The organism is Sphingomonas montana (assembly GCF_001956315.1).
Taxonomy (GTDB): Bacteria; Pseudomonadota; Alphaproteobacteria; order Sphingomonadales; family Sphingomonadaceae; genus Sphingomonas_R; species Sphingomonas_R montana.
Genome location: NZ_MOLY01000016.1, coordinates 13,535 through 38,375, shown reverse-complemented (window position 1 = coordinate 38,375; position 24,841 = coordinate 13,535). Strand labels below are relative to the sequence as shown.

Here is a 24,841-nt window from a genome sequence, read left to right as displayed (position 1 = left end):
CTCGGGTGGCGGCGGCGTGGGGCGCGGCTCGGGCGGGGCGGGCTCGTCGGCGGCCGCGGCGGCCTCCTCCGGCCTCCCGATCTCGGGCGCCTCGGATTGCGCGGGCACCTCGGTCGCCGGTTCGGGCGCGCCGGACACCAGCCCCGTCTCGTCGGCGAACTGGATGTCGATCGGGTCGCTCACCGGTTTGGGCGGCAAGGGCTTGGGCGCCAGCAGCCCCAGCGACAGCACCGCCAGCAGCGCCGCATGCGCCGCCACCGATATGGCGAGCCCCGCCTTCTCCGACCGTTCCATCGCCATGGGCTAGCGCGCGGCCCCCGCCGCGTCAGGTGCGGCGGCGGCGGCGTCGGCACCGCCCGTTTCGGCACCGACCGTCACCAGCGCGACCTTGTTCAGCCCCGCCGCGTTCAGTTCGCCCATCACCTTCATCACGCGCCCATATTCCAGCGCCCGGTCGGCGCGCAGGAACACCTGCGGCGGTTCCTTGCCCGCCCCGTCCGCCGCGGCCTGCGCCAGACGACCCGGCAGGTCGGCATCCGACACCTCGGTCTCACCGATGAACACGCGCCCCTGCCCGTCGAGCGACAGCTGCAACGGCTCCTGCTCCTGCTCAAGCCCGCCCGCGCGGCTTTCCGGCAATTCCACCGGCACCCCGGCGGTCAGCAGCGGTGCCGTCACCATGAAGATGATGAGCAGCACCAGCATCACATCGACCAGCGGCGTGACGTTGATCTCCGCCATCGGCGCGCGCCGGCCCTTGCTGCCGCGCCCGGATATGGGTCCCATCGCCATTACCGGCGCCCCGCGCGGTGCCGATGTTCCCTCACGCCTCCAGCTCCCGGCTCAGCGTGGCATGGAATCCGTCCGCAAAGCGGTTCAGCTTCGCCTCGAACCGGTTCAGATGATGCGTCAGCCGGTTATACGCGATCACCGCTGGGATCGCCGCGAACAGCCCCAGCGCGGTCGCGAACAGCGCCTCGGCAATGCCCGGCGCCACCACTGCCAGATTGGTCGACTGCTGCCCGGCGATATCGGTGAACGCCCGCATGATGCCCCAGACGGTGCCGAACAGCCCCACGAACGGCGCGACCGACCCGATCGTCGCCAGCACCGAAATGCGGTCGTACAACCGGTCCATCTCCGCACCGACCGATGCCGCCATTGCGGTCGCCAGCCGGCTGCGTGTGCCCTCGCGGTCCACCACCTTGCCCGCGGTCGACCGCCGCCATTCGCTGACGCCGGCGGAAAACACCCGCGCGGACGGCAGGTCTTCCTTGCCCGCGCCGTCGTACAACCGGTCGATGTCCTCCGCCTTCCAGAAATCGCGCTCGAACGCCTCCGATTTTACGGCCACGCGGCGCAGCTTCAGTCCGTGGCCGATGATGATCACCCACGTCCAGATGCTCGCAATCGTCAGGCCGATCATCACCGTCTTCACGATCACGTCCGCCTGCAGGAATAGCGTGATCGGCGACAGCATGGATGCGCTCGTCGTCACTTCGATACCGGTCATGCGCCCCTGTCGTCCTCTGTCAGTCGTTCGAAAATGTCGATCCACGCGCGCGGTTGCCGGCGTGGGCGGCCCTGCGGCGATACGAACGCCGCGGTCACCTCCGCCGTCGCCAGAACGACGGTACCGCGCATGACTGTCTGCTGAATGACGCAGGATGCCGCGCCCACCCGCATCACGCGGCTGACCACCTGCACCGCATCGTCCAGCCGCGCCGGCGCCAGGTAGCGGATGGCCAGGTCGGCAACCACATAGGCGCCGGTCCCGTCTTCCTGGGCGGCACGCTGGTCGATCCCGGCCGCGCGCAGCATGTCGGACCGCGCCCGTTCCATGTAACGCAGATAATTGGCGTGGTAGACGACCCCAGTCAGGTCGGTATCCTCGAAATACACCCGCAGCGCGAACCGATGCTCGGCGCCCACGAAGCCCCCCGCATAGGGCCGGTCCAGATCGTCCCGCGTCATCCGCGCGGGTCTAACGGTTAACGGGGGTGAGACAACCCGATTCCGGAACGCGCCGATCCACCCGACCCCGGGGCGGGGTCGGGTGGACCTGCATCCTCGTCTGCAACATCATCGGCCCGCTGTCGCCACCGCGCGGTTCGCCCGAACCAAACGGGCACACCCACGATGCGGCGTGTTACGGACGATTACTGGGGATCGTTATCGCTCTTGGTCTGGCCGGCCGTGTTCGACGTGCTGCGCGCATCGGTCGCGCGGCTGCGCTTGGATGTCGCTTTGCGCGACTTCCCACCGCGCGTCGTCGCGCGTGCGCCGGCCCGGTCCGTGGACGAACCCACAGAACCCGCACCCATCCCGGTGCCGTTCATGGATCCGGCGCCCATGCCACCCATCGTGCCGGTGCCCATCGTGCCGGTGCCGACGCCGCCCGCTGCGCCCGAACCCATGCTGCCGCCCATCGATCCGCTCTGCATGCTGCCTGCGCCACCGGTTCCGCCCATGCCTGCGCCACCGGACTGTGCCGTTGCGGCCGTCGTCATGCCGAGAGCAACAGCCGACACCATAATCATCTTGAAACTATTCATGATCTACCGTCCTATCGTGAACAGCTCCAACGTCTCATTTTTCATTATGTCTCCATCCCCTTGGAAATAATCATGCCGGTTGATCTGCATCAAATACTATGACTACCGTAACGAAATCATGTTGCGCTTGGAAAATACGACCCCGCCGCCGCGTCGCCGTCCACCGCCCCTACCCCTCGAACAAGCCGCCCTGCACCACCGTGCCCTCCGGTTCCGGCAGGCCGATATGCCCCCAGGCGCGCGAATTGAGGCAGCGGCCGCGTGCCGTGCGCGCGACGAGCCCCAGCTGGATCAGATAGGGTTCGATCACCTCCTCGATCGTGTCGCGCGGTTCGCTCAGGCCCGCGGCCAGTGTCTCCACCCCCACCGGTCCGCCGCGATAGATGTCGGCGATCATCATCAGGTAGCGCCGGTCCATCGCGTCCAGCCCCAGCGAATCGACCTCCAGCCGGGTCAGCGCGCCGTCCGCCACCGTGGCATCCACCACCGCCGCGCCGGCCACGTCGGCGAAATCCCGCACCCGGCGGAGCAATCTGCCTGCGATCCGCGGCGTGCCCCGCGCCCGCCGGGCGATCTCCACCGCGCCGTCCGCCGAAATCGCCATGCCGAGCAGCCCCGCGGCGCGCGTCACCACGCGCTCCAGTTCCTCCACCGAATAGAATTGCAGCCGGATCGGGATGCCGAACCGGTCGCGCAACGGCGTCGTCAGCAGGCCCTGCCGCGTCGTCGCTCCCACCAGCGTGAAGCGCGGCAGGTCGATCCGCACCGACCGCGCCGACGGTCCCTCGCCGATCATCAGGTCCAGCGCGCGGTCTTCCATCGCGGGGTACAGCACTTCCTCCACCGCCGGGTTCAGCCGGTGGATCTCGTCGATGAACAGGACGTCGCCGTCCTCCAGGTTCGTCAGCAGCGCGGCCAGATCGCCCGACTTGGCGATCACCGGACCGGACGTCGCGCGGAACCCCACGCCCATCTCGCGCGCCACGATCTGCGCCAGCGTCGTCTTGCCCAGCCCCGGCGGCCCGAAGAACAGCACATGGTCCAGAACGTCGCCACGCGCCTTGGCGGCCGACACGAACACCCGCAGATTCTCCCGCGCCGCCTTTTGCCCGACAAAATCGTCGAGCGATTTGGGGCGCAGCGCCGCGTCGACATCCTCGGGGCGGCGGGCGGGCGTCAGCATGCGGTCGTCGTCGGTCATGCCCGCGGCCTTAGCGTGTTTTGGGTCTGTTCCAAATGCCCGCGCCAAATGTCCATCGGTGTCTTGATCGAGGTCATGACTATGAGCGGGACCCGTTTGCGACCACCGGCCGTTCAGACAGGTGAACCATCTGCCCTGCAAGACCGGCACGTCCGCGCCCGGATTGGAATTCGCGTTGCAACATCCGTCATCGGAAGCCGCCACGCTGGCGGCGCAGGCCCCCGAAATCGGGGCCTATTATTTCGGCATCCTGTTCCTTGTCGGCGCAATGATCCTGGTCGTCGCCTGGCTGCCCATCCTGTTGAAGAAGCTGCCCCTGTCGTTGCCGATCGTCTGCGTGGCGATCGGTTTCATCGTGTTTTCGTTCGAACCCTTCTCCTTCTGGGCGCCGCATCCGGACAAGACGCCGACGCTGGTCGAACGCGCGACCGAACTCATCGTGATCGTGTCGCTGATGGGCGGGGGTTTGAAGATCGAGCGTCCGGTCGCCTGGCGCAGCTGGAACGTCACCTGGCGGCTGCTGGGCATCGCAATGCCGCTGACCATCCTCCTGGTCATGCTGCTCGGCTACCAGCTGCTCGGCCTGGGTCTCGCCACCGCGCTGCTGCTGGCCGGGTCGCTGGCCCCCACCGATCCGGTGCTGGCCGGCGACGTCCAGATCGATCATGACGAGTGCGAGGCGGAGGCCGAGGCCAAGTTCGCGCTGACCAGCGAGGCGGGGCTGAACGATGCGCTCGCTTTTCCGTTCATCCACCTGGCCATCGCGATCGCCGCCGCGGGCGGCCTCACCACCAAGGTCCTGACCGACTGGGTACTGGTCGACATTCTTTGGGAACTGGCCGCCGGTCTGGCGATGGGCGCCGGTCTCGGCTGGCTGGTCGGGCGGGTGCTGTACCATCTGCCCGCCAGTACCCGCCTGTCGAGGACGGGGGACGGCTTCATCGCGCTCGGCACGACGCTGGTGGTCTACACCGCGACCGAATTCACGCATGGCTACGGCTTCCTGGCCGTCTTCGTTGCCGGCCTCATGATCCGCCGCGCAGCGCAGGGGCATGATTTCAACAAGCGGCTGCATGATTTCGCCGATGAATCCGAACGCTTGCTGATGATGCTTCTGCTGTTGCTGTTCGGCGGCATGCTCGCCGCCGGGCTGCTCGACGATATCGGCTGGCGGGAATGCACGTTCGCCGCGATCATGCTGCTCGTCATCCGCCCGCTGGCCGGCTGGATCAGCCTGATCGGCATCGATCGTCCGAAGCTTGAGCTGGGGATCATCGCCTTTTTCGGCATCCGCGGTCTGGGGTCGGTCTATTATCTCAGCTACGGCTTCAACCATGCTGCGTTCCAGCACGAGTATAATCTCTGGGGCACGCTCGGCCTCATCATCGTCGCGTCGATTCTGATGCACGGCGTGCTGGTGACACCGGTGATGAACCGGCTCCACCGCCACTATCGCCAGCTGGGCATCGTGAAGAAGAGCACGGCCTGAGCGGGGCTGGCCCAAACCAGCCCCCCTCAGACGTCCGGCTGCCGACCCAAACCGTTCGGTTCGAACCTGTCGAGAACCGCGTTCAGACGTCTCGACAGGCTCGGGCTCCGGCCATGCGACACCGACCGAACCCGCCGCTCCGCAGTCCGGCGATCGCGACCGGCCCTAGAACCGCCCGGCCAGCGACACGCCCAGCACGCGCGGTTCGTTGTACACCGCGGCCATATAGTTCTCGATCACGCCCTTCAGGTTCTTTTCCTTCGTGATGTTCCGCGCGAACAGCGAAACTTCATACGCCCCGCCCGTCGCTTCATAGCCGATCCGCGCGCCGCCCTCGAAATTGCCCTTCGCGTAGAATTCCTCGGTCCGGTACAGGACGAGGTTGGTATAGCCTTGCAGGTTCCAGTCGGTGCCGGCGAACATCCGCCCGCCATTGCCCAGCGGCACATCGTACCGTGCCGCGAAGTTCAGATTATATTTCGGCGCATTGGGCAGCGGGTTGCCGTCGATCGACGCGAAGGTGTTCGCCCCTACCCGGATCGTCGGGTCGTTCACCGTACACACCACCACGCCGTTCAGCTGGCAGACCTGCGCATAGACGTTCGGATCCTTGATCTCGGTATGGAGCAGGCTGACGCCGGCCGTCAGCGACAGGTTCGGGATCGGGCGCAGCTCGGCATCCGCTTCGAACCCGTAACCGTCCGCCTTGTCCGCGTTAAACAGCACGCCGTTCCCGTTCACGTCGTTGCCGTTCAGCTGGATGTTCTTCACGCGGTAGGCGAAACCCGTCGCGTTCAGGCGCAGCTTGTTGTCGAACAGCACCGTCTTGATGCCGGCCTCGTAAGACGTGTTCGTCTCCGAATCCGCGGTGGTGAAGTCGGCGTTGAACACCGCCGACCGCCCCTGGATCGTCGGCCCGCGGAACCCGCGCGCCACGCGGGCATAGACGCTGACGTCCGGGCTGACCGCATAGAGCGCGCTCACGTCCCAGCTCGGCTTGTTGTCCGACAGCCGCACGAACCGCCGCCCGTTATAGGTCACCGCACCCGCCGCGGTATCGGCGCTCTTCAGCAGACGGGTCTTTTTGGTGTCCTTCGTCTCGCGCGCGCCCGCCGTGATGGTCAGCTTGTCGGTCACGGCATAGCTCGCCTGACCGAACAGCGCCCAGCTCGTGTTGACGTTGTTCAGCCGCACCCAGTTGTTCGGGTTGCGCGCCGCGGTCGTCAGGAAGAAGCCGCGCTGGTAGAAATCGGTCGTGTCGCGGCTGTCGAAGTAGAACCCGCCGACCTGCCAGCGGAACCGTCCGCCATCGTCGCTCGCCAGTCGCAACTCCTGCGTCCACTGGTCCAGGTCGCGGATCTGGCCCTGCGACTGGCCGAAGCCGTTGGCCACCCCGTTCACCGGATAGACCGACGCCGCGCCGCCGTCGGTATCGCCGCGGCTGTACCCGCTCGTCGTCTCATACGCGGTGATCGACGTCAGCGTGGCGCCGCCCAGGTCCAACCCTACCTTCAACGACCCGCCATAGGTCTCGTACGCCTGCGGGTTGTTCTGCGCCTCGTCGTAGATGACGCTGTTGCGCGGCGCGATCGGATCGTTCGATCCCTTGACCAGCCCCTGTCGCAGGAACAGCGTCGACGTGCCGTCATAATCGCGCGCATGGGCCGAAGCCAGGATCGACAGCGTCTCGGTCGGCGTCAGCAGCAGCTGCAAACGTGCGTCGCGCTCGTCGAAACCGCCCATCGCGTTCTTCTTCGGGGTCACCGTGCCGTCGGCGCTGGCGCCCTGATAGCGATTGTCCACATAATCGTCGCGGTGCTGGTACAGGCCGGACACGCGGAACGCGACCTTGTCCTGGACGATCGGCCCGCCGACGCCGCCGTCGAACGTCACCGTGTTGTACGAACCATAGCTCGCCTGCGCGCGGCCCTGCAGCGTCTGCGTCGGGCGCAGCGTATCGAACTTTATGATCCCGGCCGTCGTGTTCCGCCCGAACAGCGACCCCTGCGGCCCGCGCAACACCTCGATCTGTCCCACGTCATAGACCGGGTTGGATTTCAGCACGACATGTTCCAGCACGACATCGTCCTGGATGATCGACACCGGCTGCGACGCACCCAGGTAGAAATCGATATTGCCCAGCCCGCGAATGTAGAACCGCGGAAAGATCCGCCCGGTCGTCGTCTCGGCATAGAGGCTGGGCACGCGCCCCGCGAGTGCCAGCAGCGTATCGTCCCCGCCGCTGGTGTAGGTCCGCAGATCCTCGCCGCGCACCACGCCTACCGACACCGGCACGCGCTGCAGATTTTCCGACCGGCGTTCCGCGGTCACGACGATATCTTCCAGCCCGGCACTCTCGGCCGGCGGCGCAACCGCCGGTTGTGCGGCGGCCAGCGCCGGCGCGGCCAGCGCGGCAAAACCGATGCCGGCGAGAACGAGATGCTTATAGGCGATACGCGACACGGTCTTCCCCCGGGATGCGCGCGGCATCCATCCGACGCCGGCCCCGCCCCCACGCGTCGCCGCTAGTCGGGGATCGCGATCATATTGTGACAGAATGTTGCTGGCGGACATGTAGCCGCCAGCCTGTTGCATCGGGGCAACATTCTCTGGTCGGGCTTCTTCAACGGCTGCGTCCCGAACCGACCGCCAGGACCCTAAAAATTTTTTGCGATATCCTCTTGAAGGATTTTTCGGCCCGACCAATTTCACCGTCGCCGAACGCCGGAACCGGGTTCGGTGGGACCAGGAGAGTGCCGGCTCCTTCCGGCACTGCTCACGCCCAGATTGCTTCATTGAGGAGGATTTGGAAATGCGTGCGAATTTCGACTTCACCCCTTACCGCCGTTCCTCGGTGGGCTTCGACCATCTCTTCGACCTGCTCGAAACCGGCATGCGCGGCGACACGGGCGACAGCTATCCGCCCTTCGATATCGTGGCGGACGGTCCCGACCGCTACCGCATCACGCTGGCCGTCGCCGGCTTCCGCCCGGACGAGATTGAGATCGTCGCGCAGCAGAACCAGCTGACCGTCGTCGGCCGCCGCAGCGCGGAGGCGCAGGACGTCCAGTACCTCCATCGCGGCATCGCGGCCCGGCCGTTCGAACGGCAGTTCCAGCTGGCCGACTTCATCGAGGTCGGGGCGGCGGACTTCGCGAACGGCCTGCTCAGCATCGAATTGAAGCGCGTGGTTCCGGAGGCAATGAAGCCCCGCAAGATCGCGATCGGCGACGGATCGGCCACGACCGGTGCCACCACGGTCCGGCCCGCGGACGATCGGCCCGCAAACGACCGTATCGCGGCCCCCAGCGAAGACAGCCGCGCCGCCTGACCCCTGGGCATGGCGTCACCGGCTGCGGCCGGTGACGCCATGCTTCCTTGCCCAAACAAGAGTTGCAAGCGGTGCGGCCCGCGGGTCACCGGCGAAACCCGCCCATCCCGAGCGTAGTCGGGAAGCCGACAAGATCGCAGGGACAGGCCCACAGGCACGATCCGCCACTCGGCCCAAAGCAGGCCTGGGCGTCCGACAGCCCCCACACCCCCAGATATCAAACCGGCCGCGCCGCCTTCTTCAGTGCCAGCCGCACCAGCGCGTCCAGCGTCGCGCCCGACCCCAGTTCCTCCTCCGCCGCGGTCACCGCCGCGGACGCCTCCACCGGCCGGAACCCCAGGTTCGCCAGCGCCGACAGCGCGTCGCCCGCCGCGGATCCCTTCACCTGCGGCGCGGTCACGCCCGGCCCCAGCACGATCCCGCCGGTCTTGTCCTTCAGTTCGGTGACGATCCGGATCGCCAGCTTCGGCCCCACGCCGTTGGCGCGCGCCACCATCGCCTTGTCGCCCGCCGCCACCGCGCGGACCAGCTCCACCGGTTCCAGCACCGACAGGATGGCCAGCGCCACGCGCCCGCCGACGCCCTGCACCGACGTCAGCAGCCGGAACCAGTCGCGCTCCGACCCGCTGGCAAAGCCGTACAGCGTCATCGCATCCTCGCGGACCTGCAACTCGGTGAAGATCATCACCTGCCCGCCGACCGGCCCCAGCGCCGCCAGCGCCCGCGCCGACATCCACACCAGATAGCCGACGCCGCCGACGTCGATCACCGCATGGTCGACCGCGCTTTCCGCCAGCACGCCGGTCAGCCGCGCGATCATGCCGCCACCGCCACAGTGTCCACGCCCGGCATCACGACGGGATCACCCGCCGCGCCAGCGCCCGCGCGCTCGCCAGATGATGCGCATGGGTGATCGCGACCGCCAGCGCGTCGGCCGCGTCCGGCCCGGCCAGCTTGGCCCCCGGCAACAGATGCGCCATCATCGCCTGGATCTGCTTCTTGTCCGCACCGCCCGTCCCTACCACCGCCTTCTTGACGATGCTCGGATGATATTCGCCGATCGCCACCCCGGCGGTGGCGGCCGCCAGCAACACCACGCCGCGCGCCTGCCCCAGCTTCAACGTCGACTGCGCGTTGGAATTGCCCAGCACCTCCTCGACCGCCGCCCCGCCCGGCTGATAGGTCCGGATCACCGCGCCCAGCGCCTCGAACAACAGGGTCAGCCGGCGCGGCAACTGCATCCCCGGCTCGGTCCTGATCTGCCCGTTGGCGACATGCGACAACCGATTCCCCTCGGCAGAGATAACCCCCCAGCCCGTGGTCCCAAGACCCGGATCGAGCCCGAGCAGGATCACTGTTCCGCCTCCCCTGAAGGAGAAGGGCTTACCGTCGTGCCTGGTGACGCAGAAAGCCCCTCTCCTTCAGGGGAGGGGTTGGGGTGGGGCCAACGCTCGGGGCTGGCGACGACGGCCGCAGCAATCGTCTCCAAAACACCCGAAACATTCCCCATCACGTCCGCATTCGAAAATCGCAGCACCCGAAACCCCTTGCCCACCAAAGACGCGTCCCGCCCGACATCGGACTCCGCATCATGCGTATCGCCGTCGACCTCGACCACCAGCGCCTTCGCCGGACACAGGAAGTCAACGATATACGGATGGAGCACCTGCTGCCGCCGAAACTTCGCGCCAATAAGTTGCGAGTTCGACAATGCCCGCCACAACCGTTTCTCCGGCTCGGTCGGCTCGCGCCGCATCTGACGAGCGCGTTCCTGCAATGTCGCATCCAGGATCATCGGTCGCCTCCACCCCAACCCCTCCCCTGAAGGAGAGGGGCTTTCTGTATCGCCTAGAACGAGCCTAACCCCTCTCCTTCAGGGGAGGGGTTGGGGTGGGGCTACGCTGGAAGAAAACAGGACGAACTCGTCCCAGACCCGCGCAGAACTACCCCCCCAACCGCTCCATCACATCCTCGGGAACATCGTAATTCCCCCACACGGTCTGCACGTCGTCATCGTCGTCCAGCACGTCGATCAGCTTCATCAGCGTCGCGGCGTCGGCCTCGTCGACCGTCACCATCGTCTGTGGGCGCCACGCGAGCTTCGCGCCCTCCGCCTCGCCCAGCACGGCCTCCAGTGCGCGCGCCACCTCGTGCAGGTCGCCGACAGCGGTCCAGATCTCGTGGCCCTCGTCCGAAGACTGCACATCCTCCGCGCCCGCTTCCAGCGCCGCCTCGAACACCGCGTCCGCGCTGCCGGCCTTCGCGGGATAGGAGATCAGCCCCATCCGGTCGAAGCCGTGCGACACCGACCCGCTGGCCCCCATGTTGCCGCCATTCTTGGCCATGCCGGTCCGCACGTTGGTGACGGTCCGGTTGCGGTTGTCGGTCAAGGTCTCGATGATCAGCGACACGCCGCCCGGCCCGAACCCTTCGTAGCGGATTTCCTCGTAATTCTCGGAATCGCTGCTCGACGCCTTGTTGATCGCGCGCTGGATATTGTCGTTGGGCATCGATTGCGCCCGCGCCGCCAGCACGGCGGAGCGCAGCCGCGCGTTCATGTCCGGATCGGGCAGGCCGCTTTTCGCCGCCACCGTGATCTCGCGGCTCAGCTTGGAAAAGAGCGAGGACCGCTTCTTATCCTGCGCGCCCTTGCGGTGCATGATGTTCTTGAACTTGGAATGGCCGGCCATGTGCGGGCTGCTCGCCTCATATTGTCTGGAAACCCGCTGTCTAGCGTGCCCGTCCGGCCTCGTGCAACCGCCACGCCGCCACGCCCAGCGCGACGGTCAGGACCAGCTGCGCCAGCGACGCCGCCGAATCGACGAACACGATGCCGATCAGCGCGCTGCCCGCCAGCGTCGATCCCGGCGCATCCAGCAGCATCGTCAGCATCAGGTGCACCGCGAAACAGGGCGACACCACCGCCAGATAGGCGCCGGCAAAGGACAGCAGCCGCCCGCGCAGCGTCCACCAGCCGCCGGCCGCGCCCAGCGTCCGGTCGCCGATCGCCAGCGCCGCGATCCACGGGGCCAGCGGCAGCAGCAACAGGTTGGCGAACGTCGTCGCGGCGAACGACCACAGCCAGATATCGGCCAGCCGCGCATTGGCCGGCACCAGCGCGCGCGCCACCGCCAGCGGCAGCAGCGTGAACAGGATCGTGCCCGCCAGCACGGCACCGAAGCGCAGCAGCGGTGCGCCGACCGCCACCGCCGGCCGCACCCCGCCGGCCACCCGGTACAGTGCGAAATTCAGGAGCAGCAGCACGACCAGCTGCACGATCCCGGCGCTCGCGGCCCACGCCGCGGGGGCCTCGCCCGGCACCGGCGCGGCCGCCAGCCGGAACAGCGTGACGCCGATCACGACCAGCGCCGCCGTCAGCCAGCAACCGGCCGGCAACCCGCGCAGGATGTCGACCGCGGCCTGCACCCAGGCGCCCGTCGTACGCCGTCCCCGCCGCGTCGCCGTCGTCATCGCAGCGTCATCCAATGGCCCCCGGTGGCGCGACCCGGCTTAATGCAGGCCGAGCGCGTTGCGATAGGTTTCGAGCAACGCGTCCATCTCGTCGCGCGCATCCTTCTCCATCTTGCGCAGCCGCACGATGGTCTTCATCGTCGCGGGCACGAAACCCGTCGACTTGGCCTCAAGATAGACATCCTTAATGTCGTCGGCCATGCCCTTCTTCTCTTCTTCCAGCCGCTCGATACGCTCGATGAACAGCCGCAGCTGGTCGGCGGCGACATTGTCGTCACCCATGGTCAGTCTCCCCGATCTCCAAGCCGCCGCTCCTAGAAGCATGGGGGGTCTCCGATCAAGTGCGGGACTCGGATGTTAAGCCCCCCTCCCGTTCAAGGGAGGGGGAGAACCTCTAAGGGTTCAGCTTAAGGCTCGCCTCCATCCGGGCGATCTGTTCCGGCGTCGCGGGCAGCTGATGCGCGGCCTTCCACTCCGCATAGGGCATGCCGTACACCGCGGCGCGGCCCGCCTCCCGGTCGATCGTGCCGTCCGACGCCTCCGCCACCCAGTCGCCCAGGCAGTTCCGGCAGAACCCCGCCAGCCCCATGATGTCGACATTCTGCGCATCGTCGCGGTGGCGCAGGTGCGCGACAAGTCGGCGGAACGCCGCTGCCGCCACCGCGTCGGGAATCGTGTCGAGATTATTATCGCCCATGCCGAACTCCATAGTTTGCCCGTGGCCTGCAAACCGCCTAGTCGGTCGCTGTCCTTATCCGAAGTAGGAAACCGTCTTGGTCGATACGATGTCCCCAGACACCCCATCCGCACCGCCGACCCCAGGTTTCGTCCGCCCCCGCGGACGCAAGGTGCGCGTGCTGGCCACGCTCGGGCCGGCCAGCGCGGATCTCGCGATGATCCGCAAGCTGTATCTGGCCGGCGCGGACGCGTTCCGCATCAACATGAGCCACGGCGCGCATGCGGACAAGGCGGCCGTCATCGCCGCCATACGCTCGCTCGAACAGGAATTTGGCCGTCCCACGACCATACTGTTCGATCTGCAGGGTCCGAAATTGCGCGTCGGCGCGTTCGAAGGCGGCATCGTGGTGCTGAAGGCCGGCGACCACTTCGTGCTCGATCGCGATCCGACGCCCGGCGATGCGACTCGCGTGTCGCTTCCCCATCGCGAGATCTTTGCGGCGATCGCGGTCGGCGCGCGGCTGCTGCTGGACGATGGCAAGATGGTGCTGCGCGTCGTCGCCTGCACCCCCGACCGGATCGACACGATCGTCGAGGTCGGCGGCGCATTGTCCAATTCCAAGGGGCTGAACGTCCCCGACGTCGTCCTGCCGATGGCCGCGCTGACCGAAAAGGACCGCCGCGACCTGGCCTTCGCGCTCGAACAGGGGGCGGACTGGATCGCGCTGTCCTTCGTCCAGCGGCCGGAGGACGTAGCCGAGGCGCGCAGCCTGATCGGCGGCCGCGCATCGCTGCTCGCCAAGATCGAGAAGCCCGCCGCGGTCGACCGGCTAGAGGAAATCCTCGAACTGGCCGATGCGGTGATGGTGGCGCGCGGCGATCTCGGCGTCGAAATGCCGCCGGAGGACGTGCCCCGCCTGCAGAAGCATATCGTCGAAACCGCCCGCCGGCTCGGCCGCCCGGTGGTCGTCGCCACGCAGATGCTCGAATCGATGATTCGCGCACCCTCGCCCACCCGGGCGGAGGTGTCCGACGTGGCGACCGCCGTCTACGACGGTGCCGACGCGGTCATGCTGTCCGCCGAAAGCGCCGCCGGCGACTGGCCCGAGGAGTCGGTCGCGATGATGGACCGGATCGCGATGTCGGTGGAGGCGGACGCCGGCTACCATGCTCGCATCCACTTCACCCAGACCCCGGCCGATCCGACCACCGCCGACGCGCTGGCCGCCGCCGCGAACGACATCGCCGGCACGATCGGGGCAAAGGCGATCCTGTGCTTCACCACGTCCGGCTCCACCGCGCGCCGCATCGCACGCGAACGGCCGTCCGTGCCCCTGCTGGTGCTCACCCCGTCGCCCGATACCGCGCGGCGGCTGGGCCTGCTGTGGGGCGCGCATGCCGTGCTGACCCGCGACGTCGACAGTTTCGAAGCGATGATCGCCAAGTCGAAGCGCATGGCGTTGCGTCACGGCGTCGCCGGTGCGGGCGACCGCATCATCGTGATGGCCGGCGTCCCCTTCGGCACCCCGGGCTCCACCAACGTCCTTCACGTCGTCCGCCTGACCGGCGACGAACTGGTCAACTACAAGCGCGGGTGACCTTCTGGAGCCCCCTCCCTTGCAAGGGAGGGGGTTGGGGATGGGTCCAATAGCACCACAAATCGACAATCTCGGAAACGCGCAGCGGAAACACAGGCAAGCCCCTCCCCTTCAGACGAGGGCTAAGGAAAATGTCCGCCAGTCGCGCTAGACCCAGACGCAAAAAGCCCGGGAACACCCATCGGCATCCCCGGACCCCTGCAAAACCGATCGCCCCGCATAAGCGGGACGCAGGGATCAGCCCTGGCGCGCCTTGAAGCGGCGGTTCGTCTTGTTGATGACGTAGGTCCGGCCACGGCGACGGATCACGCGGTTGTCGCGATGACGGCCCTTCAGGGACTTGAGCGAATTGCGGATCTTCATGGCCGGACGCGCCTTGTCTGTCTTGATAGGTTGTCGAAAGAAGCCGGCCTCCTATGCGCCGCCCTTGGTTGAGTCAAGGCGGCACGTCCCACTTGACGTCGCTGCGCCACCTGCCACTGAGATACGGCAGGGTAGATGAAGCGTGAGGACCGTCCGATGAACCGAACCGCACACCGAATGATCGTCCGCCCGGTCGCGCGCCCTCGCGCGCGCGCGCTCACCCGCGTCGCCGCGGTCGCCATGCTGGCCACCCTGGCCGCCTGCGCCACGCCCCGCCCCGAAACCCGCGTCACGCGCTTTCACCTGAACCAGCCGATCGCCCCCGGCCAGATCGCGGTCGAACCGCGCGACCCGCGGCAGATCGGCGGGCTGGAATTCCGGTCCTACGCCGATGCGGTCGGGGCCGAACTCGCCCGGCTCGGTTTCCGCATCGCCCCCGGCGTCGCCACGTCCGAACTGGTCGCGGTGGTCGATTTCAACCGCACCACCCGCGAATCGGGGCCGGGCCAGTCGCCCTTCTCGATCGGCCTGGGCGGCGGCGGCTTCACCGGCGGCGGCGGTCGGCGCGGCGGCGGCCTGGGCGTGGGGCTTGGCGGCGGCATCAGCCTGCCCGTCGGCAAGGCGCGCTCGCGCTATGTCACGCTTACCGAAATGAAGGTCATGCTGAAACGCCGGTCGGACGGCACCGCCATCTGGGAAGGCACGGCGCAGCAGTCCGCCCGGTCCGATGCGAAGGGGGCCGACGCCGTGACCGCCGCCCGCGTCCTGGCGGCCGCGCTGTTCCAGGGTTTCCCCGGCGAATCTGGCCGTACGGTCACGGTCAAGTAACGGGCCGCATCCGATGACAGCCAGCATCACCGCCCGTTTCGACAGCGGCAACATCCGGGTCGCCGATCAGCGCGGCGACGTCTTCGACCTCGAAATCGTAGCCGATCGCGATTCGGAATTCTACCAGTGGTTCCATTTCCGCGTGGCCGGCGCCGCCGGGCGGGAGGTGACGCTGCGGATCGTCAATCTGGCCGGTTCCGCCTATCCCGGTGGCTGGCCGGGCTACAGCGCCCGCGTGTCGGAAGACCGCGTCGACTGGCGACTGGCGCCCACCACCTACACCGGCGGCATCCTCGAAATCCGCTACACGCCCGCCACCGACGGCGCATGGTTCGCCTATTTCGCGCCCTATTCGATGGAACGGCACCATGATCTGGTAGCACGCACCGCGCAGGCACCGGGCGTCACCGCAAGCGTGCTCGGCCACTCGCTCGACGGTCGGGCGATCGATTGCCTGACCATCGGCGACGGTCCGCTGCCGGTCTGGCTCTATGCGCGCCAGCATCCGGGCGAAAGCATGACCGAATGGTGGATGGAAGGCGCGCTCGACTATCTGACCGATCCCGACGCATCGATCGCGCGCGCGCTGCGAGCGGCCTGCACCTTCCACATCGTGCCCAACATGAACCCCGATGGTTCGGTGCGCGGCCATTTGCGGACCAATGCGGCGGGCGTGAACCTGAACCGCGAATGGCATGCGCCGACTGCGGACCGCAGCCCGGAGGTCCTGTGCGTCCGCGATGCGATGGACCGGACCGGCGTCGCCTTCGCGATGGACGTTCACGGGGACGAGGCGATCCCCCACGTCTTCATCGCCGGGTTCGACGGCATCCCGTCCTGGACGCAGCGCCAAGGCGATCTCTACACGCGCTACCTCGCCACGCTGGAACGCCGCACGCCCGATTTCCAAACGCGCCACGGTTATCCGGTGACGCCGCCCGGCCGCGCGAACTTGTCCATGTCCACCAACCAGCTGGCCGAACGCTATGGCTGCGTCGCCACCACGCTGGAAATGCCGTTCAAGGACAATGACGACCTGCCCGATCCCGAATATGGCTGGTCGCCCGGCCGGTCGGTACGACTGGCGGAGGATTGCCTGGCGGCCCTATGGGAAATGATCGACGCCATCCCCGCGCCGCGTCCGCGCTGATCCCGCCGCCATTTCGGAGCCTGCCCCCATGTCCACCCTTGTCCTGATCCGCCACGGCCAGTCGGCCTGGAACCTGGAAAACCGCTTCACCGGCTGGTGGGACGTCAACCTGACCGACCTGGGCGTGCGGGAGGCGCAGGAGGCCGGCGTCGCGATGGCGGCGGCCGGGCTCGATTTCGACATCGGCTTCACCAGCGTCCAGACCCGCGCGATCAAGACGCTCAATATCGCGCTGGAGGCGATGGGCCGGCTCTGGCTGCCGGTGGAGCGCGACTGGCATTTGAACGAGCGCCATTATGGCGGACTCACCGGGCTCGACAAGGCGGAGACCGCGGCGCTCCACGGTGACGAACAGGTCCATATCTGGCGCCGTTCGTTCGACATTCCCCCGCCGCCGTCCGAACCGGGCAGCCGGTACGACATGACGCACGACCGCCGCTATGCCGGCATCGCCGTGCCGTCGACCGAAAGCCTGAAGGACACGATCGCCCGCGTCCTGCCTTACTGGGACGCGCGGATCGCGCCCGAACTGCACGCCGGCAAGCGCGTCGTCATCTCCGCGCACGGCAATTCGCTGCGCGCGCTGGTAAAGCATCTGTCCGGCATTTCCGACGCCGACATCGCCAGCCTGGAAATCCCGACCGGCAAGCCGATCGTGTACCAGCTCGACGACGATCTGAACGCGATCGAACGCTATTACCTGCACGAACGCAACGCGGGCTGACACAACGAACGGAGCGTACCCCCGCGCCAAGCGGGGGTCCAGTTCCACGCTCCGAACTGGACCCCCGCCTTCGCGGGGATACGATAAGGCCAGATCGCATGACCGACCCCACTCCCACTCTTACCACCCCCCGCGTCGGCATCATCATGGGCAGCCGGTCCGACTGGGAAACCATGCGCCACGCCGCCGATACGCTCGACACGCTCGGCGTCTCGCATGAAACCAGGGTCGTGTCCGCGCACCGCACGCCGCAGCGGCTGTACGACTACGCCACCACCGCGGCCGAACGCGGCCTGCATGTCGTGATCGCCGGCGCGGGCGGCGCGGCCCACCTGCCCGGCATGGCCGCCGCGATGACCCGCCTGCCGGTGCTTGGCGTCCCCGTGGAGTCGAAGGCGTTGAGCGGCATGGACAGCCTGCTGTCGATCGTCCAGATGCCCGCCGGCATTCCGGTCGGCACGCTTGCCATCGGCCGCGCGGGCGCGGTCAACGCCGCGCTGCTGGCCGCCGCGATCCTCGCCACCACCGACGCGGATCTCGCCACCCGGCTCGACGCATGGCGCACGGCGCAGACCGACGCCGTCGCCGAGTCGCCGGAATGATGCTGCCGCCCGCCTCCACCATCGGCATCGTCGGCGGCGGGCAACTCGGCCGCATGCTCGCCGTCGCCGCCGCGCGGCTGGGCTACCGCGTCCACATCTACGCCCCCGATGCGGACTCGCCCGCGGCCGAGGTCGCCGCCGATTTCACCTGCGCCGCCTATGACGATCTGGCCGCACTCGGCCGGTTCGCCGCTACGGTCGATGTCGCGACCTACGAGTTCGAGAATATCCCGGTCGCCACGCTCGATGCGCTCGGCGCGGTGGTGCCGCTCCACCCCTCCCCCCGCGCGATCGCGGTGGCGCAGGACCGGTTGGCCGAAAAGACGTTCGTCGCCGATCTTGGCGTGCGCGTCGCGCCCTGGGCCGCGGTCGACGACCGCGTGGGTCTCGATGCCGCCATCGCCCGCATCGGCACGCCCGCCATCCTGAAGACGCGCCGGTTCGGCTATGACGGCAAGGGCCAGGGCCGCATCGCCACCCCCGCCGATGCCGACGCCGCCTGGGAAACGATCCGCGCCGCGCCCGCCGTGCTCGAAGGGCATGTTGCGTTCGACCGCGAATATTCGGTGCTGCTCTGCCGCGGACAGGACGGCGCGGTCGTGACGTGGGACGCGCCCGACAACACGCATGTCGACGGCATCCTCGCCACCTCGGTCGTCCCCGCCACCGGCATCGTCGCGGCACAGGCGACCGAGGCGACCGCCATCGCCACCCGCATCGCCGACGCGCTGGGCTATGTCGGCACGCTCGCCTGCGAATTCTTCGCCTCGGCCGACGGCCCGGTCTTCAACGAGATGGCCCCGCGCGTCCACAACAGCGGCCACTGGACGATCGAGGGTGCCCGCACCTCGCAGTTCGAAAACCACATCCGCGCCGTCTGCGGGTTGCCCTTGGGCGGCACCGACACGGTCCACCCGCGGGTGGAGATGCACAATCTGATCGGCGACCAGGCCAACGCCTGGGACGAGATCCTGTCCGACCCCACGGCCCACCTCCACCTCTACGGCAAGGCCGAAGCGCGCCCCGGCCGCAAGATGGGCCATGTGACAAGGCTGCTGGACTAGGCGCAACGGAAAGGCCCCCTCCCTTTCAAGGGAGGGGAGCATCAAGCCCATCAACCCCTCCCCTGAAGGAGAGGGGCTAAGAACCTCGCGAACCTACTCCGCAGCAACAGCCCCCGGCACCACCTCCACCGGCAACCCGGTGTCCACCAACTGCGGCCGCACCTTGGCCGCATCGCCCACCACGATCCACACGATCTTCGCCGGATCGATCGCCGCGCGTGCCGCTGCGTCCAGCTGCGGCGCGGTCAGCGCGCGGTACTGCGCGGCCAGCCGCTGATAATGGTCGTCGCGCCAGCCATACAGGTCGATCCGCTGCAACCCGCCCAGCACGTCGCCCGATCCCTCGAACGTGCCCGCCAGTTCGCGCACCCGCCCGTTCACCGTCCGCTCCAGTTCCGCCGGCGTGATCCCGTCCGGCCCGAGGAACGCCGCCATGTCGGTCTTCAGCGCGGTGATCGACGCACCCGTCCGGTCGGTCTGCACCGGCGCGGACACCAGATACGGCACCGGCCCCAGCAGCCGGCTGACCGATCCGCTGACGCCGTAGGACCAGCCCTTGGTTTCGCGCAGGTCGGTGTTCAGCCGCGACAGGAACGACCCGCCCAGCACGTCGTTCGCCACCTCCAGCCGGGTCAGGTCGTCCGTCCCCTTCTGCGGCAGCACCAGGCCGCCCAGGATCAGCGACTGCGGCGACTGCGGCCGGTCGATCAGCACGATCCGCGGCCGCGGGGCCGGCGTGGCGGCGCTCAGGTCCTTCACCGATCGCGGGGCCGCAGGCGGGCGCCAGCCGCCGAAGCTCTGTTCCAGCATCGCCTGCACGGTCGCCAGTGGTGCCGACGACACGACGAAGATCTTCGCCCCGTCCGGCCGGATCCACGCGCGGTGGAACGCCGCCATGTCGGCCGCGGTCAGCTTCGCCACCACCGCCGGGTCGCCCGTACCGCTGAACGGCACGGCATAGGGGTGGTTCGGGCCGTACAGCACCGCCGGCAACGTGCGCAGCGCGATCCCCTGCGGCTGCGTCAGTTCCGACGCGATCCGCGCCAGCTGCGTATTGCGCAGCCGGTCCACCTCGGCCGGCGCGAATGCCGGGTTGCGCACGATGTCCTGCATCAGGTCCAGCGACGGGGCCAGGTTGGCGGTCAGCGCGTCCAGCGACACGATCGTCCGGTCCATCGATGCCCGCGCGCCGATCGCGGCTCCCAGCCGTTCCTGCGCTTCGGCGATCTGGATCGAATTGCGCGTCCGCGTGCCCTCGTCCAGCAACGCCAGCATCAGCGATTGCGTGCCCAGCTTCGCCTTCGGATCGGCGGCGTTGCCGGCATCGAAGCTGACCGCCACCTTCGTCACCGGCACCGCCGTGCGCTGCGCATAGATCACGTCGATCCCGTTCGACAGTTTCGCGCGCTGCACCGCCGGGAATTCCAGCGCCTTCATCGTGCCCACCGGCGGCAACCCGCCGCGCCCGACCGGTCCGGCCGCGGCCGCCGCCGTCTCGTCCTTCTTCACGTCCACGGCCGGCGCCTCGACATAGCCTTCGCGCGCACCCGGCACGATCGACAGCGCGTAGACCGGGCGCGACAGCCATCTCTGCGCCACGGCCTGCGCCCCGGCCGGCGTCACCGCGGCCAGCGCCGCCAGCTGCTTGGCATAATAACCCGGGTCGCCCGCATAGACCGCGCCTTCGGCCAGCGCCACGGCCTTGCCGCCGAACCCGCCGACCGATTCCAGCCCCTTGATCTGCCGCGCGGCACTGCTCGTCACATAGCGCGACACCTCGTCCGCGGTCGGCCCGGTGCGGATGAAATCGGCGATGATCGCATCCAGCCGCCTGCCCGCCACGCCTGCGTCCACGCCCGGCCGGACGTCCATCGAGACCGAAAACTGCCCGGCATCCTCGAAACCGCTGTACGAAGCCGACACCGCGACCGCGAGCTTCTCGCCCCGCACCAGAATGTTGTCCAACCGCGAACTGGCTAGGCCGCCCAGCACGCCGCCCACCACGTCCAGCGCGGCGGCATCCTTGTCCAGCATGCCCGGCACCGCCCAGGTGCGCAGCAGGCGGGTGGTGGCGACGCGGTCGGTCATCACCTCGTCCTTGCGCGCGGGCAGCGTGGGGACGGGCGCCACCACCTTGGGCGGCGTCGGCCCGCGCGCGATGTCGCCGAAATATTTCGTCGTCATCGTGCGCGCCGTGGCGACGTCGATATCGCCGGCCAGCACCAGCACGGCATTGTTCGGCCCGTAATTGCTGCGGAACCAGCCCTTCACATCGTCCATGCTCGCCGCCGAAAGGTCCGCCATCGAACCGATCGTGCTGTGCCGGTACGGGTGGCCGACGGGGTACAGCGTCTCACCGATCCGGTAGTCCACCAGGCCGTAGGGCTCGTTGTCGCCGGACCGTTTCTCGTTCTGCACCACGCCGATCTGGTTGGTCAGGTTCTTCTGGCTGATCGCGCCCAGCAGATGCCCCATCCGGTCGCTTTCCAGCCACAGCGCACGCTCCAGCGCCGGGGTCGGCACTGTCTCGAAATAATTGGTCCGGTCGTAATAGGTCGTGCCGTTATAGTCGGTCGCGCCGACCTGCTCCAGCGGCTCGAAGAAATCGCCCGGCGCATTCTCCGATCCGTTGAACATCAGATGCTCGAACAGATGCGCATAGCCGGTCTTGCCGGCCGGTTCGTTCTTCGACCCGACATGATACCAGACCGACACCGCCACCACCGGCGCCTTGCGGTCGGTATGGACGATCACGCGCAACCCGTTGGGCAGCGTGAACTGCTCGTACGGGATCCGCACCTGGCTCACCAGCTCGGCGGGCTTGGCGATCTGGGTGGCGGCGGCCTGCGCCATCGCGGCGGGTGCCGCCGACAGCAGCAGGGTCATCAGGGACGCGGACAGCCAGGGACGCATGCGGTTTCCTCGGGATGGAACGGATATCTCCATATGCGCGCCCGACCAACGGTGGGGAAGGGTTCGCATACTGCAAAGCGCAACCGAAAGCCCCCTCCCTTTCAGGGGAGGGGGTTGGGGGTGGGTGCAACAGCGCCCCGAATGCACCGTCGCGACGACGAACAGGTAGCACCCACCCCCCGACCCCTCTCTTAAAAGGGAGGGGGGAACCTTGTGTGACATAACCGCAACACCATATCGCGACCAACACCAAGGGGAGCCACCATGAACCTCGAAAAATTCACCGACCGTGCAAAGGGCTTTCTCCAGTCCGCGCAGACCGTCGCGATCCGCATGAGCCATCAGCGGATCGGCACCGAACATATGCTGAAGGCGCTGCTCGAGGATGAGCAGGGCATGGCGTCCGGCCTCATCGCGGCCGCCGGCGGCGATGCCAAGACCGCGCTGCGCGAAACCGACGCCGCGCTCGCCAGGATCCCGGCCGTCTCGGGTGGCGGCGCGCAGCAGACGCCCGGCATCGACAATGATCTCGTCCGCGCGCTCGACACCGCCGAACAGGTCGCGCAGAAGGCGGGCGACAGCTATGTCACCGTCGAACGGCTGCTGCTGGCGCTCGTCCTGTCGCCCGCCACCGCCGCGGGCAAGGCACTCGCCGCCGCCAAGGTGAAGGCCGACGCGCTCAACAGCGCCATTAACGCCCTCCGCAAGGGCCGCTCCGCCGACACCGCCGGTGCCGAGGACCGCTACGACGCGCTCAAGAAATTCGCCCGCGACCTGACGCAGGCGGCGCGCGACGGCAAGCTCGACCCCGTCATCGGCCGCGACGAGGAAATCCGCCGCACGATCCAGATCCTGGCGCGCCGCACCAAGAACAACCCCGTGCTGATCGGCGAGCCCGGCGTCGGCAAGACCGCGATCGCGGAGGGGCTCGCGCTCCGCATCATCAACGGCGATGTGCCGGACGGCCTCAAGGACCGCCGCCTCATGGCGCTCGACATGGGCTCGCTCATCGCTGGTGCGAAATATCGCGGCGAGTTCGAAGAGCGGCTGAAGGGCGTGCTCGACGAGGTCCGCCAGGCCGAGGGCGAGGTCGTGCTGTTCATCGACGAGATGCACACGCTGATCGGCGCGGGCAAGTCGGAGGGCGCGATGGACGCCGGCAACCTGCTCAAACCCGCGCTCGCCCGCGGCGAACTGCACTGCATCGGCGCCACCACGCTCGACGAATATCGCAAATATGTCGAAAAGGACGCCGCACTCCAGCGCCGCTTCCAGCCCGTCTTCGTCGGCGAACCCACGGTCGAGGACACGATCTCGATCCTGCGCGGGTTGAAGGAGAAGTACGAACTCCACCACGGCGTCCGGATCGCGGACGGCGCGCTGGTCGCCGCCGCCACGCTGTCGCACCGCTACATCGCCGACCGCTTCCTGCCCGACAAGGCGATCGACCTGATGGACGAGGCCGCCTCGCGCCTCCGCATGGAGGTCGAGTCCAAGCCCGAAGAGATCGAATCGCTCGACCGCCGCATCATCCGACTGAAGATCGAGCGCGAGGCGCTGAAGCGCGAGACCGACGCCGCGTCGAAGGACCGGCTCGACACGCTCGAGGCCGACCTCGCCGATCTGGAGGAGCAGTCCGGCGCGCTCACCACGCGCTGGCTGGGTGAAAAGGACAAGATCAACGCCGAGGCGGTGGTGAAGGGCCAGCTCGACGCCGCGCGCATCGAACTCGACCAGGCACAGCGCAAGGGCGATCTCGGCCGCGCGGGCGAGCTGTCCTACGGCGTCATCCCCGGCCTTGAACGCCAGCTGGCGGAGGCCGAGAGCGCCGCCGAAGGCGCGATGCTGCGCGAGGAGGTGACCGCCGACGACATCGCCGGCGTCGTCAGCCGCTGGACCGGCATCCCGGTCGACCGCATGCTCCAGGGCGAACGCGACAAGCTGATCGCGATGGAATCGATCATCGGCAAGCGCGTCATCGGCCAGGACCAGGCGGTGAAGGCGGTCAGCCGCGCCGTCCGCCGCGCGCGGGCGGGCATGCAGGATCCCGGCCGGCCGCTCGGCTCCTTCCTGTTCCTCGGCCCAACGGGCGTCGGCAAGACCGAACTCACCAAGGCGCTCGCCGGCTTCCTGTTCGACGACGATGCCGCGATGGTCCGCATCGACATGTCGGAATATATGGAGAAGCACGCCGTCTCGCGACTGGTCGGGGCGCCCCCCGGTTATGTCGGCTATGACGAGGGCGGCGTCCTGACCGAGGCGGTCCGCCGCCGGCCCTACCAGGTCGTGCTGTTCGACGAGGTCGAGAAGGCGCACCCGGACGTCTTCAACATCCTGCTCCAGGTGCTCGACGACGGCCGGCTGACCGACGGACAGGGTCGCACGGTCGACTTCTCCAACACGCTGATCGTGCTGACCTCCAACCTCGGCAGCCAGTATCTCGCCCACCTGACCGACGACCAGACGGTCGAAAGCGTCGAACCGCAGGTGATGGAGATCGTCCGCGGCCATTTCCGCCCCGAATTCCTCAACCGGCTGGACGAGATCATCCTGTTCCACCGGCTGGGCCAGGCGCACATGGCCCCGATCGTCGATATCCAGGTCGCGCACGTCCAGCGGCTGCTGGCGGATCGCAAGGTCACGCTGGCGTTGACGGACGCCGCGCGCGCCTGGCTCGGCCGGGTCGGCTACGACCCCGTCTACGGCGCACGGCCGCTGCGCCGTGCGGTCCAGCGCTATCTGCAGGACCCGCTCGCCGACGCGATCCTGCGCGGCGACGTGCCCGACGGCAGCACCGTCAACGTGGACGAGGGCGACGGCGCACTGGTGATCGCGGCCTAGCGTCGGCACAGGGTCCCCCGGTCGGCAGCCGGG

At 68.1% G+C, this 24,841-nt stretch carries 24 protein-coding genes and 1 pseudogene; 9 read left to right on the top strand and 16 right to left on the bottom strand.

Annotated features, from left to right (window positions below; translation table 11 throughout):
* From BKY59_RS07130 to ruvB, 6 genes and pseudogenes are all read right to left on the bottom strand, one after another.
* A pseudogene (locus BKY59_RS07130) lies at window positions 1–294 on the bottom strand (hypothetical protein); the annotation flags it as partial.
* 9 nt (window positions 295–303) lie between these two features.
* Complete coding sequence (gene tolR / locus BKY59_RS07125) at window positions 304–792, bottom strand: protein TolR (RefSeq protein ID WP_076070136.1); 489 nt, start codon at window positions 790–792, stop codon at window positions 304–306.
* A 31-nt stretch (window positions 793–823) separates the two neighbouring features.
* Window positions 824–1,513: a protein TolQ gene (gene tolQ, locus BKY59_RS07120; protein ID WP_076070134.1), complete on the bottom strand. Its 690-nt coding sequence runs from the start codon at window positions 1,511–1,513 to the stop codon at window positions 824–826.
* A complete protein-coding gene (gene ybgC, locus BKY59_RS07115; RefSeq protein ID WP_076070132.1) occupies window positions 1,510–1,974 on the bottom strand; it encodes a tol-pal system-associated acyl-CoA thioesterase in 465 nt (154 codons plus the stop codon). The genes tolQ and ybgC overlap by 4 nt, the downstream gene beginning before the upstream one ends.
* Before the next feature lie 185 nt (window positions 1,975–2,159).
* On the bottom strand, window positions 2,160–2,555 hold the full coding sequence (locus BKY59_RS07110) for a hypothetical protein (protein WP_076070129.1): 396 nt from the start codon (window positions 2,553–2,555) through the stop codon (window positions 2,160–2,162).
* 169 nt (window positions 2,556–2,724) lie between these two features.
* Window positions 2,725–3,756 carry a Holliday junction branch migration DNA helicase RuvB gene (gene ruvB, locus BKY59_RS07105; protein WP_076070127.1) on the bottom strand — a complete coding sequence of 344 codons (1,032 nt, stop codon included), beginning with the start codon at window positions 3,754–3,756 and terminating at the stop codon, window positions 2,725–2,727.
* A gap of 121 nt (window positions 3,757–3,877) precedes the next feature.
* Between ruvB and BKY59_RS07100 the strand changes: the two genes are divergently transcribed.
* Entirely contained in the window at window positions 3,878–5,245 is a 1,368-nt protein-coding gene (locus BKY59_RS07100; protein ID WP_240500002.1) for a cation:proton antiporter, read from the top strand.
* A gap of 165 nt (window positions 5,246–5,410) precedes the next feature.
* Here BKY59_RS07100 and BKY59_RS07095 read toward each other — a convergent pair whose 3' ends face one another.
* Window positions 5,411–7,735, bottom strand: coding sequence for a TonB-dependent receptor (locus tag BKY59_RS07095; protein ID WP_076070125.1), 2,325 nt, complete (start codon window positions 7,733–7,735; stop codon window positions 5,411–5,413).
* A 322-nt stretch (window positions 7,736–8,057) separates the two neighbouring features.
* Here BKY59_RS07095 and BKY59_RS07090 point away from each other — a divergent pair, with 322 nt between their 5' ends.
* Window positions 8,058–8,576 (top strand): Hsp20 family protein, encoded by a 519-nt coding sequence (locus BKY59_RS07090; protein WP_076070123.1) that lies wholly within the window; start codon window positions 8,058–8,060, stop codon window positions 8,574–8,576.
* A 217-nt stretch (window positions 8,577–8,793) separates the two neighbouring features.
* On the opposite strand, the gene ruvA is transcribed toward BKY59_RS07090, so the two are convergent.
* From ruvA to BKY59_RS07055, 7 genes are all read right to left on the bottom strand, one after another.
* On the bottom strand, window positions 8,794–9,396 hold the full coding sequence (gene ruvA / locus BKY59_RS07085) for a Holliday junction branch migration protein RuvA (protein ID WP_076070121.1): 603 nt from the start codon (window positions 9,394–9,396) through the stop codon (window positions 8,794–8,796).
* A gap of 31 nt (window positions 9,397–9,427) precedes the next feature.
* Window positions 9,428–9,931, bottom strand: a complete 504-nt coding sequence (gene ruvC / locus BKY59_RS07080; protein WP_076070120.1) for a crossover junction endodeoxyribonuclease RuvC — start codon at window positions 9,929–9,931, stop codon at window positions 9,428–9,430.
* Window positions 9,928–10,371 (bottom strand): endonuclease domain-containing protein, encoded by a 444-nt coding sequence (locus BKY59_RS07075; protein WP_076070117.1) that lies wholly within the window; start codon window positions 10,369–10,371, stop codon window positions 9,928–9,930. The genes ruvC and BKY59_RS07075 overlap by 4 nt, the downstream gene beginning before the upstream one ends.
* A gap of 148 nt (window positions 10,372–10,519) precedes the next feature.
* On the bottom strand, window positions 10,520–11,266 hold the full coding sequence (locus BKY59_RS07070; RefSeq protein ID WP_076070115.1) for a YebC/PmpR family DNA-binding transcriptional regulator: 747 nt from the start codon (window positions 11,264–11,266) through the stop codon (window positions 10,520–10,522).
* 40 nt (window positions 11,267–11,306) lie between these two features.
* Window positions 11,307–12,047: a hypothetical protein gene (locus BKY59_RS07065; RefSeq protein WP_076070114.1), complete on the bottom strand. Its 741-nt coding sequence runs from the start codon at window positions 12,045–12,047 to the stop codon at window positions 11,307–11,309.
* Between the two features lie 39 nt (window positions 12,048–12,086).
* The gene (locus tag BKY59_RS07060; protein ID WP_076070112.1) at window positions 12,087–12,329 is read right to left on the bottom strand and encodes a DUF2312 domain-containing protein; all 243 of its coding nucleotides are present in this window, start codon (window positions 12,327–12,329) and stop codon (window positions 12,087–12,089) included.
* Window positions 12,330–12,441: 112 nt separating this feature from the next.
* Window positions 12,442–12,744, bottom strand: a complete 303-nt coding sequence (locus BKY59_RS07055; protein ID WP_076070148.1) for a DUF1244 domain-containing protein — start codon at window positions 12,742–12,744, stop codon at window positions 12,442–12,444.
* An 88-nt stretch (window positions 12,745–12,832) separates the two neighbouring features.
* Here BKY59_RS07055 and pyk point away from each other — a divergent pair, with 88 nt between their 5' ends.
* The gene (gene pyk, locus BKY59_RS07050) at window positions 12,833–14,323 is read left to right on the top strand and encodes a pyruvate kinase (protein ID WP_076070146.1); all 1,491 of its coding nucleotides are present in this window, start codon (window positions 12,833–12,835) and stop codon (window positions 14,321–14,323) included.
* 237 nt (window positions 14,324–14,560) lie between these two features.
* On the opposite strand, the gene ykgO is transcribed toward pyk, so the two are convergent.
* A complete protein-coding gene (gene ykgO / locus BKY59_RS07045; RefSeq protein WP_004210176.1) occupies window positions 14,561–14,686 on the bottom strand; it encodes a type B 50S ribosomal protein L36 in 126 nt (41 codons plus the stop codon).
* A gap of 156 nt (window positions 14,687–14,842) precedes the next feature.
* Between ykgO and BKY59_RS07040 the strand changes: the two genes are divergently transcribed.
* The 5 genes from BKY59_RS07040 to BKY59_RS07020 all read left to right on the top strand — a co-directional run bounded on the left by BKY59_RS07040 (window position 14,843) and on the right by BKY59_RS07020 (window position 19,054).
* Window positions 14,843–15,514: a DUF4136 domain-containing protein gene (locus BKY59_RS07040; protein WP_240500001.1), complete on the top strand. Its 672-nt coding sequence runs from the start codon at window positions 14,843–14,845 to the stop codon at window positions 15,512–15,514.
* Between the two features lie 13 nt (window positions 15,515–15,527).
* Entirely contained in the window at window positions 15,528–16,664 is a 1,137-nt protein-coding gene (locus BKY59_RS07035; protein WP_076070108.1) for a M14 family metallopeptidase, read from the top strand.
* A gap of 28 nt (window positions 16,665–16,692) precedes the next feature.
* Window positions 16,693–17,388 (top strand): 2,3-diphosphoglycerate-dependent phosphoglycerate mutase, encoded by a 696-nt coding sequence (gpmA, locus tag BKY59_RS07030; protein WP_076070106.1) that lies wholly within the window; start codon window positions 16,693–16,695, stop codon window positions 17,386–17,388.
* A gap of 98 nt (window positions 17,389–17,486) precedes the next feature.
* The gene (gene purE / locus BKY59_RS07025; protein WP_076070104.1) at window positions 17,487–17,990 is read left to right on the top strand and encodes a 5-(carboxyamino)imidazole ribonucleotide mutase; all 504 of its coding nucleotides are present in this window, start codon (window positions 17,487–17,489) and stop codon (window positions 17,988–17,990) included.
* A complete protein-coding gene (locus BKY59_RS07020) occupies window positions 17,990–19,054 on the top strand; it encodes a 5-(carboxyamino)imidazole ribonucleotide synthase (protein ID WP_083671948.1) in 1,065 nt (354 codons plus the stop codon). Before purE ends, BKY59_RS07020 begins: the two co-directional genes overlap by 1 nt.
* A 93-nt stretch (window positions 19,055–19,147) precedes the next feature.
* On the opposite strand, the gene BKY59_RS07015 is transcribed toward BKY59_RS07020, so the two are convergent.
* Entirely contained in the window at window positions 19,148–21,967 is a 2,820-nt protein-coding gene (locus BKY59_RS07015) for a M16 family metallopeptidase (RefSeq protein WP_076070102.1), read from the bottom strand.
* A gap of 264 nt (window positions 21,968–22,231) precedes the next feature.
* Here BKY59_RS07015 and clpB point away from each other — a divergent pair, with 264 nt between their 5' ends.
* A complete protein-coding gene (gene clpB, locus BKY59_RS07010) occupies window positions 22,232–24,808 on the top strand; it encodes an ATP-dependent chaperone ClpB (RefSeq protein WP_076070100.1) in 2,577 nt (858 codons plus the stop codon).
* The last annotated feature ends 33 nt before the right edge of the window (window positions 24,809–24,841 follow it).

Bases quoted from the DNA above. Each gene is read 5' to 3' on its own strand.
- tolR (WP_076070136.1), bottom strand. From the start codon at position 792: ATGGCGATGGGACCCATATCCGGGCGCGGCAGCAAGGGCCGGCGCGCG.
- tolQ (WP_076070134.1), bottom strand. From the start codon at position 1,513: ATGACCGGTATCGAAGTGACGACGAGCGCATCCATGCTGTCGCCGATC.
- ybgC (WP_076070132.1), bottom strand. From the start codon at position 1,974: ATGACGCGGGACGATCTGGACCGGCCCTATGCGGGGGGCTTCGTGGGC.
- BKY59_RS07110 (WP_076070129.1), bottom strand. From the start codon at position 2,555: ATGAATAGTTTCAAGATGATTATGGTGTCGGCTGTTGCTCTCGGCATG.
- ruvB (WP_076070127.1), bottom strand. From the start codon at position 3,756: ATGACCGACGACGACCGCATGCTGACGCCCGCCCGCCGCCCCGAGGAT.
- BKY59_RS07095 (WP_076070125.1), bottom strand. From the start codon at position 7,735: ATGCCGCGCGCATCCCGGGGGAAGACCGTGTCGCGTATCGCCTATAAG.
- BKY59_RS07090 (WP_076070123.1), top strand. From the start codon at position 8,058: ATGCGTGCGAATTTCGACTTCACCCCTTACCGCCGTTCCTCGGTGGGC.
- ruvA (WP_076070121.1), bottom strand. From the start codon at position 9,396: ATGATCGCGCGGCTGACCGGCGTGCTGGCGGAAAGCGCGGTCGACCAT.
- BKY59_RS07075 (WP_076070117.1), bottom strand. From the start codon at position 10,371: ATGATCCTGGATGCGACATTGCAGGAACGCGCTCGTCAGATGCGGCGC.
- BKY59_RS07070 (WP_076070115.1), bottom strand. From the start codon at position 11,266: ATGGCCGGCCATTCCAAGTTCAAGAACATCATGCACCGCAAGGGCGCG.
- BKY59_RS07065 (WP_076070114.1), bottom strand. From the start codon at position 12,047: ATGACGACGGCGACGCGGCGGGGACGGCGTACGACGGGCGCCTGGGTG.
- BKY59_RS07060 (WP_076070112.1), bottom strand. From the start codon at position 12,329: ATGGGTGACGACAATGTCGCCGCCGACCAGCTGCGGCTGTTCATCGAG.
- BKY59_RS07055 (WP_076070148.1), bottom strand. From the start codon at position 12,744: ATGGGCGATAATAATCTCGACACGATTCCCGACGCGGTGGCGGCAGCG.
- pyk (WP_076070146.1), top strand. From the start codon at position 12,833: ATGTCCCCAGACACCCCATCCGCACCGCCGACCCCAGGTTTCGTCCGC.
- ykgO (WP_004210176.1), bottom strand. From the start codon at position 14,686: ATGAAGATCCGCAATTCGCTCAAGTCCCTGAAGGGCCGTCATCGCGAC.
- BKY59_RS07040 (WP_240500001.1), top strand. From the start codon at position 14,843: ATGAACCGAACCGCACACCGAATGATCGTCCGCCCGGTCGCGCGCCCT.
- BKY59_RS07035 (WP_076070108.1), top strand. From the start codon at position 15,528: ATGACAGCCAGCATCACCGCCCGTTTCGACAGCGGCAACATCCGGGTC.
- gpmA (WP_076070106.1), top strand. From the start codon at position 16,693: ATGTCCACCCTTGTCCTGATCCGCCACGGCCAGTCGGCCTGGAACCTG.
- purE (WP_076070104.1), top strand. From the start codon at position 17,487: ATGACCGACCCCACTCCCACTCTTACCACCCCCCGCGTCGGCATCATC.
- BKY59_RS07020 (WP_083671948.1), top strand. From the start codon at position 17,990: ATGCTGCCGCCCGCCTCCACCATCGGCATCGTCGGCGGCGGGCAACTC.
- BKY59_RS07015 (WP_076070102.1), bottom strand. From the start codon at position 21,967: ATGCGTCCCTGGCTGTCCGCGTCCCTGATGACCCTGCTGCTGTCGGCG.
- clpB (WP_076070100.1), top strand. From the start codon at position 22,232: ATGAACCTCGAAAAATTCACCGACCGTGCAAAGGGCTTTCTCCAGTCC.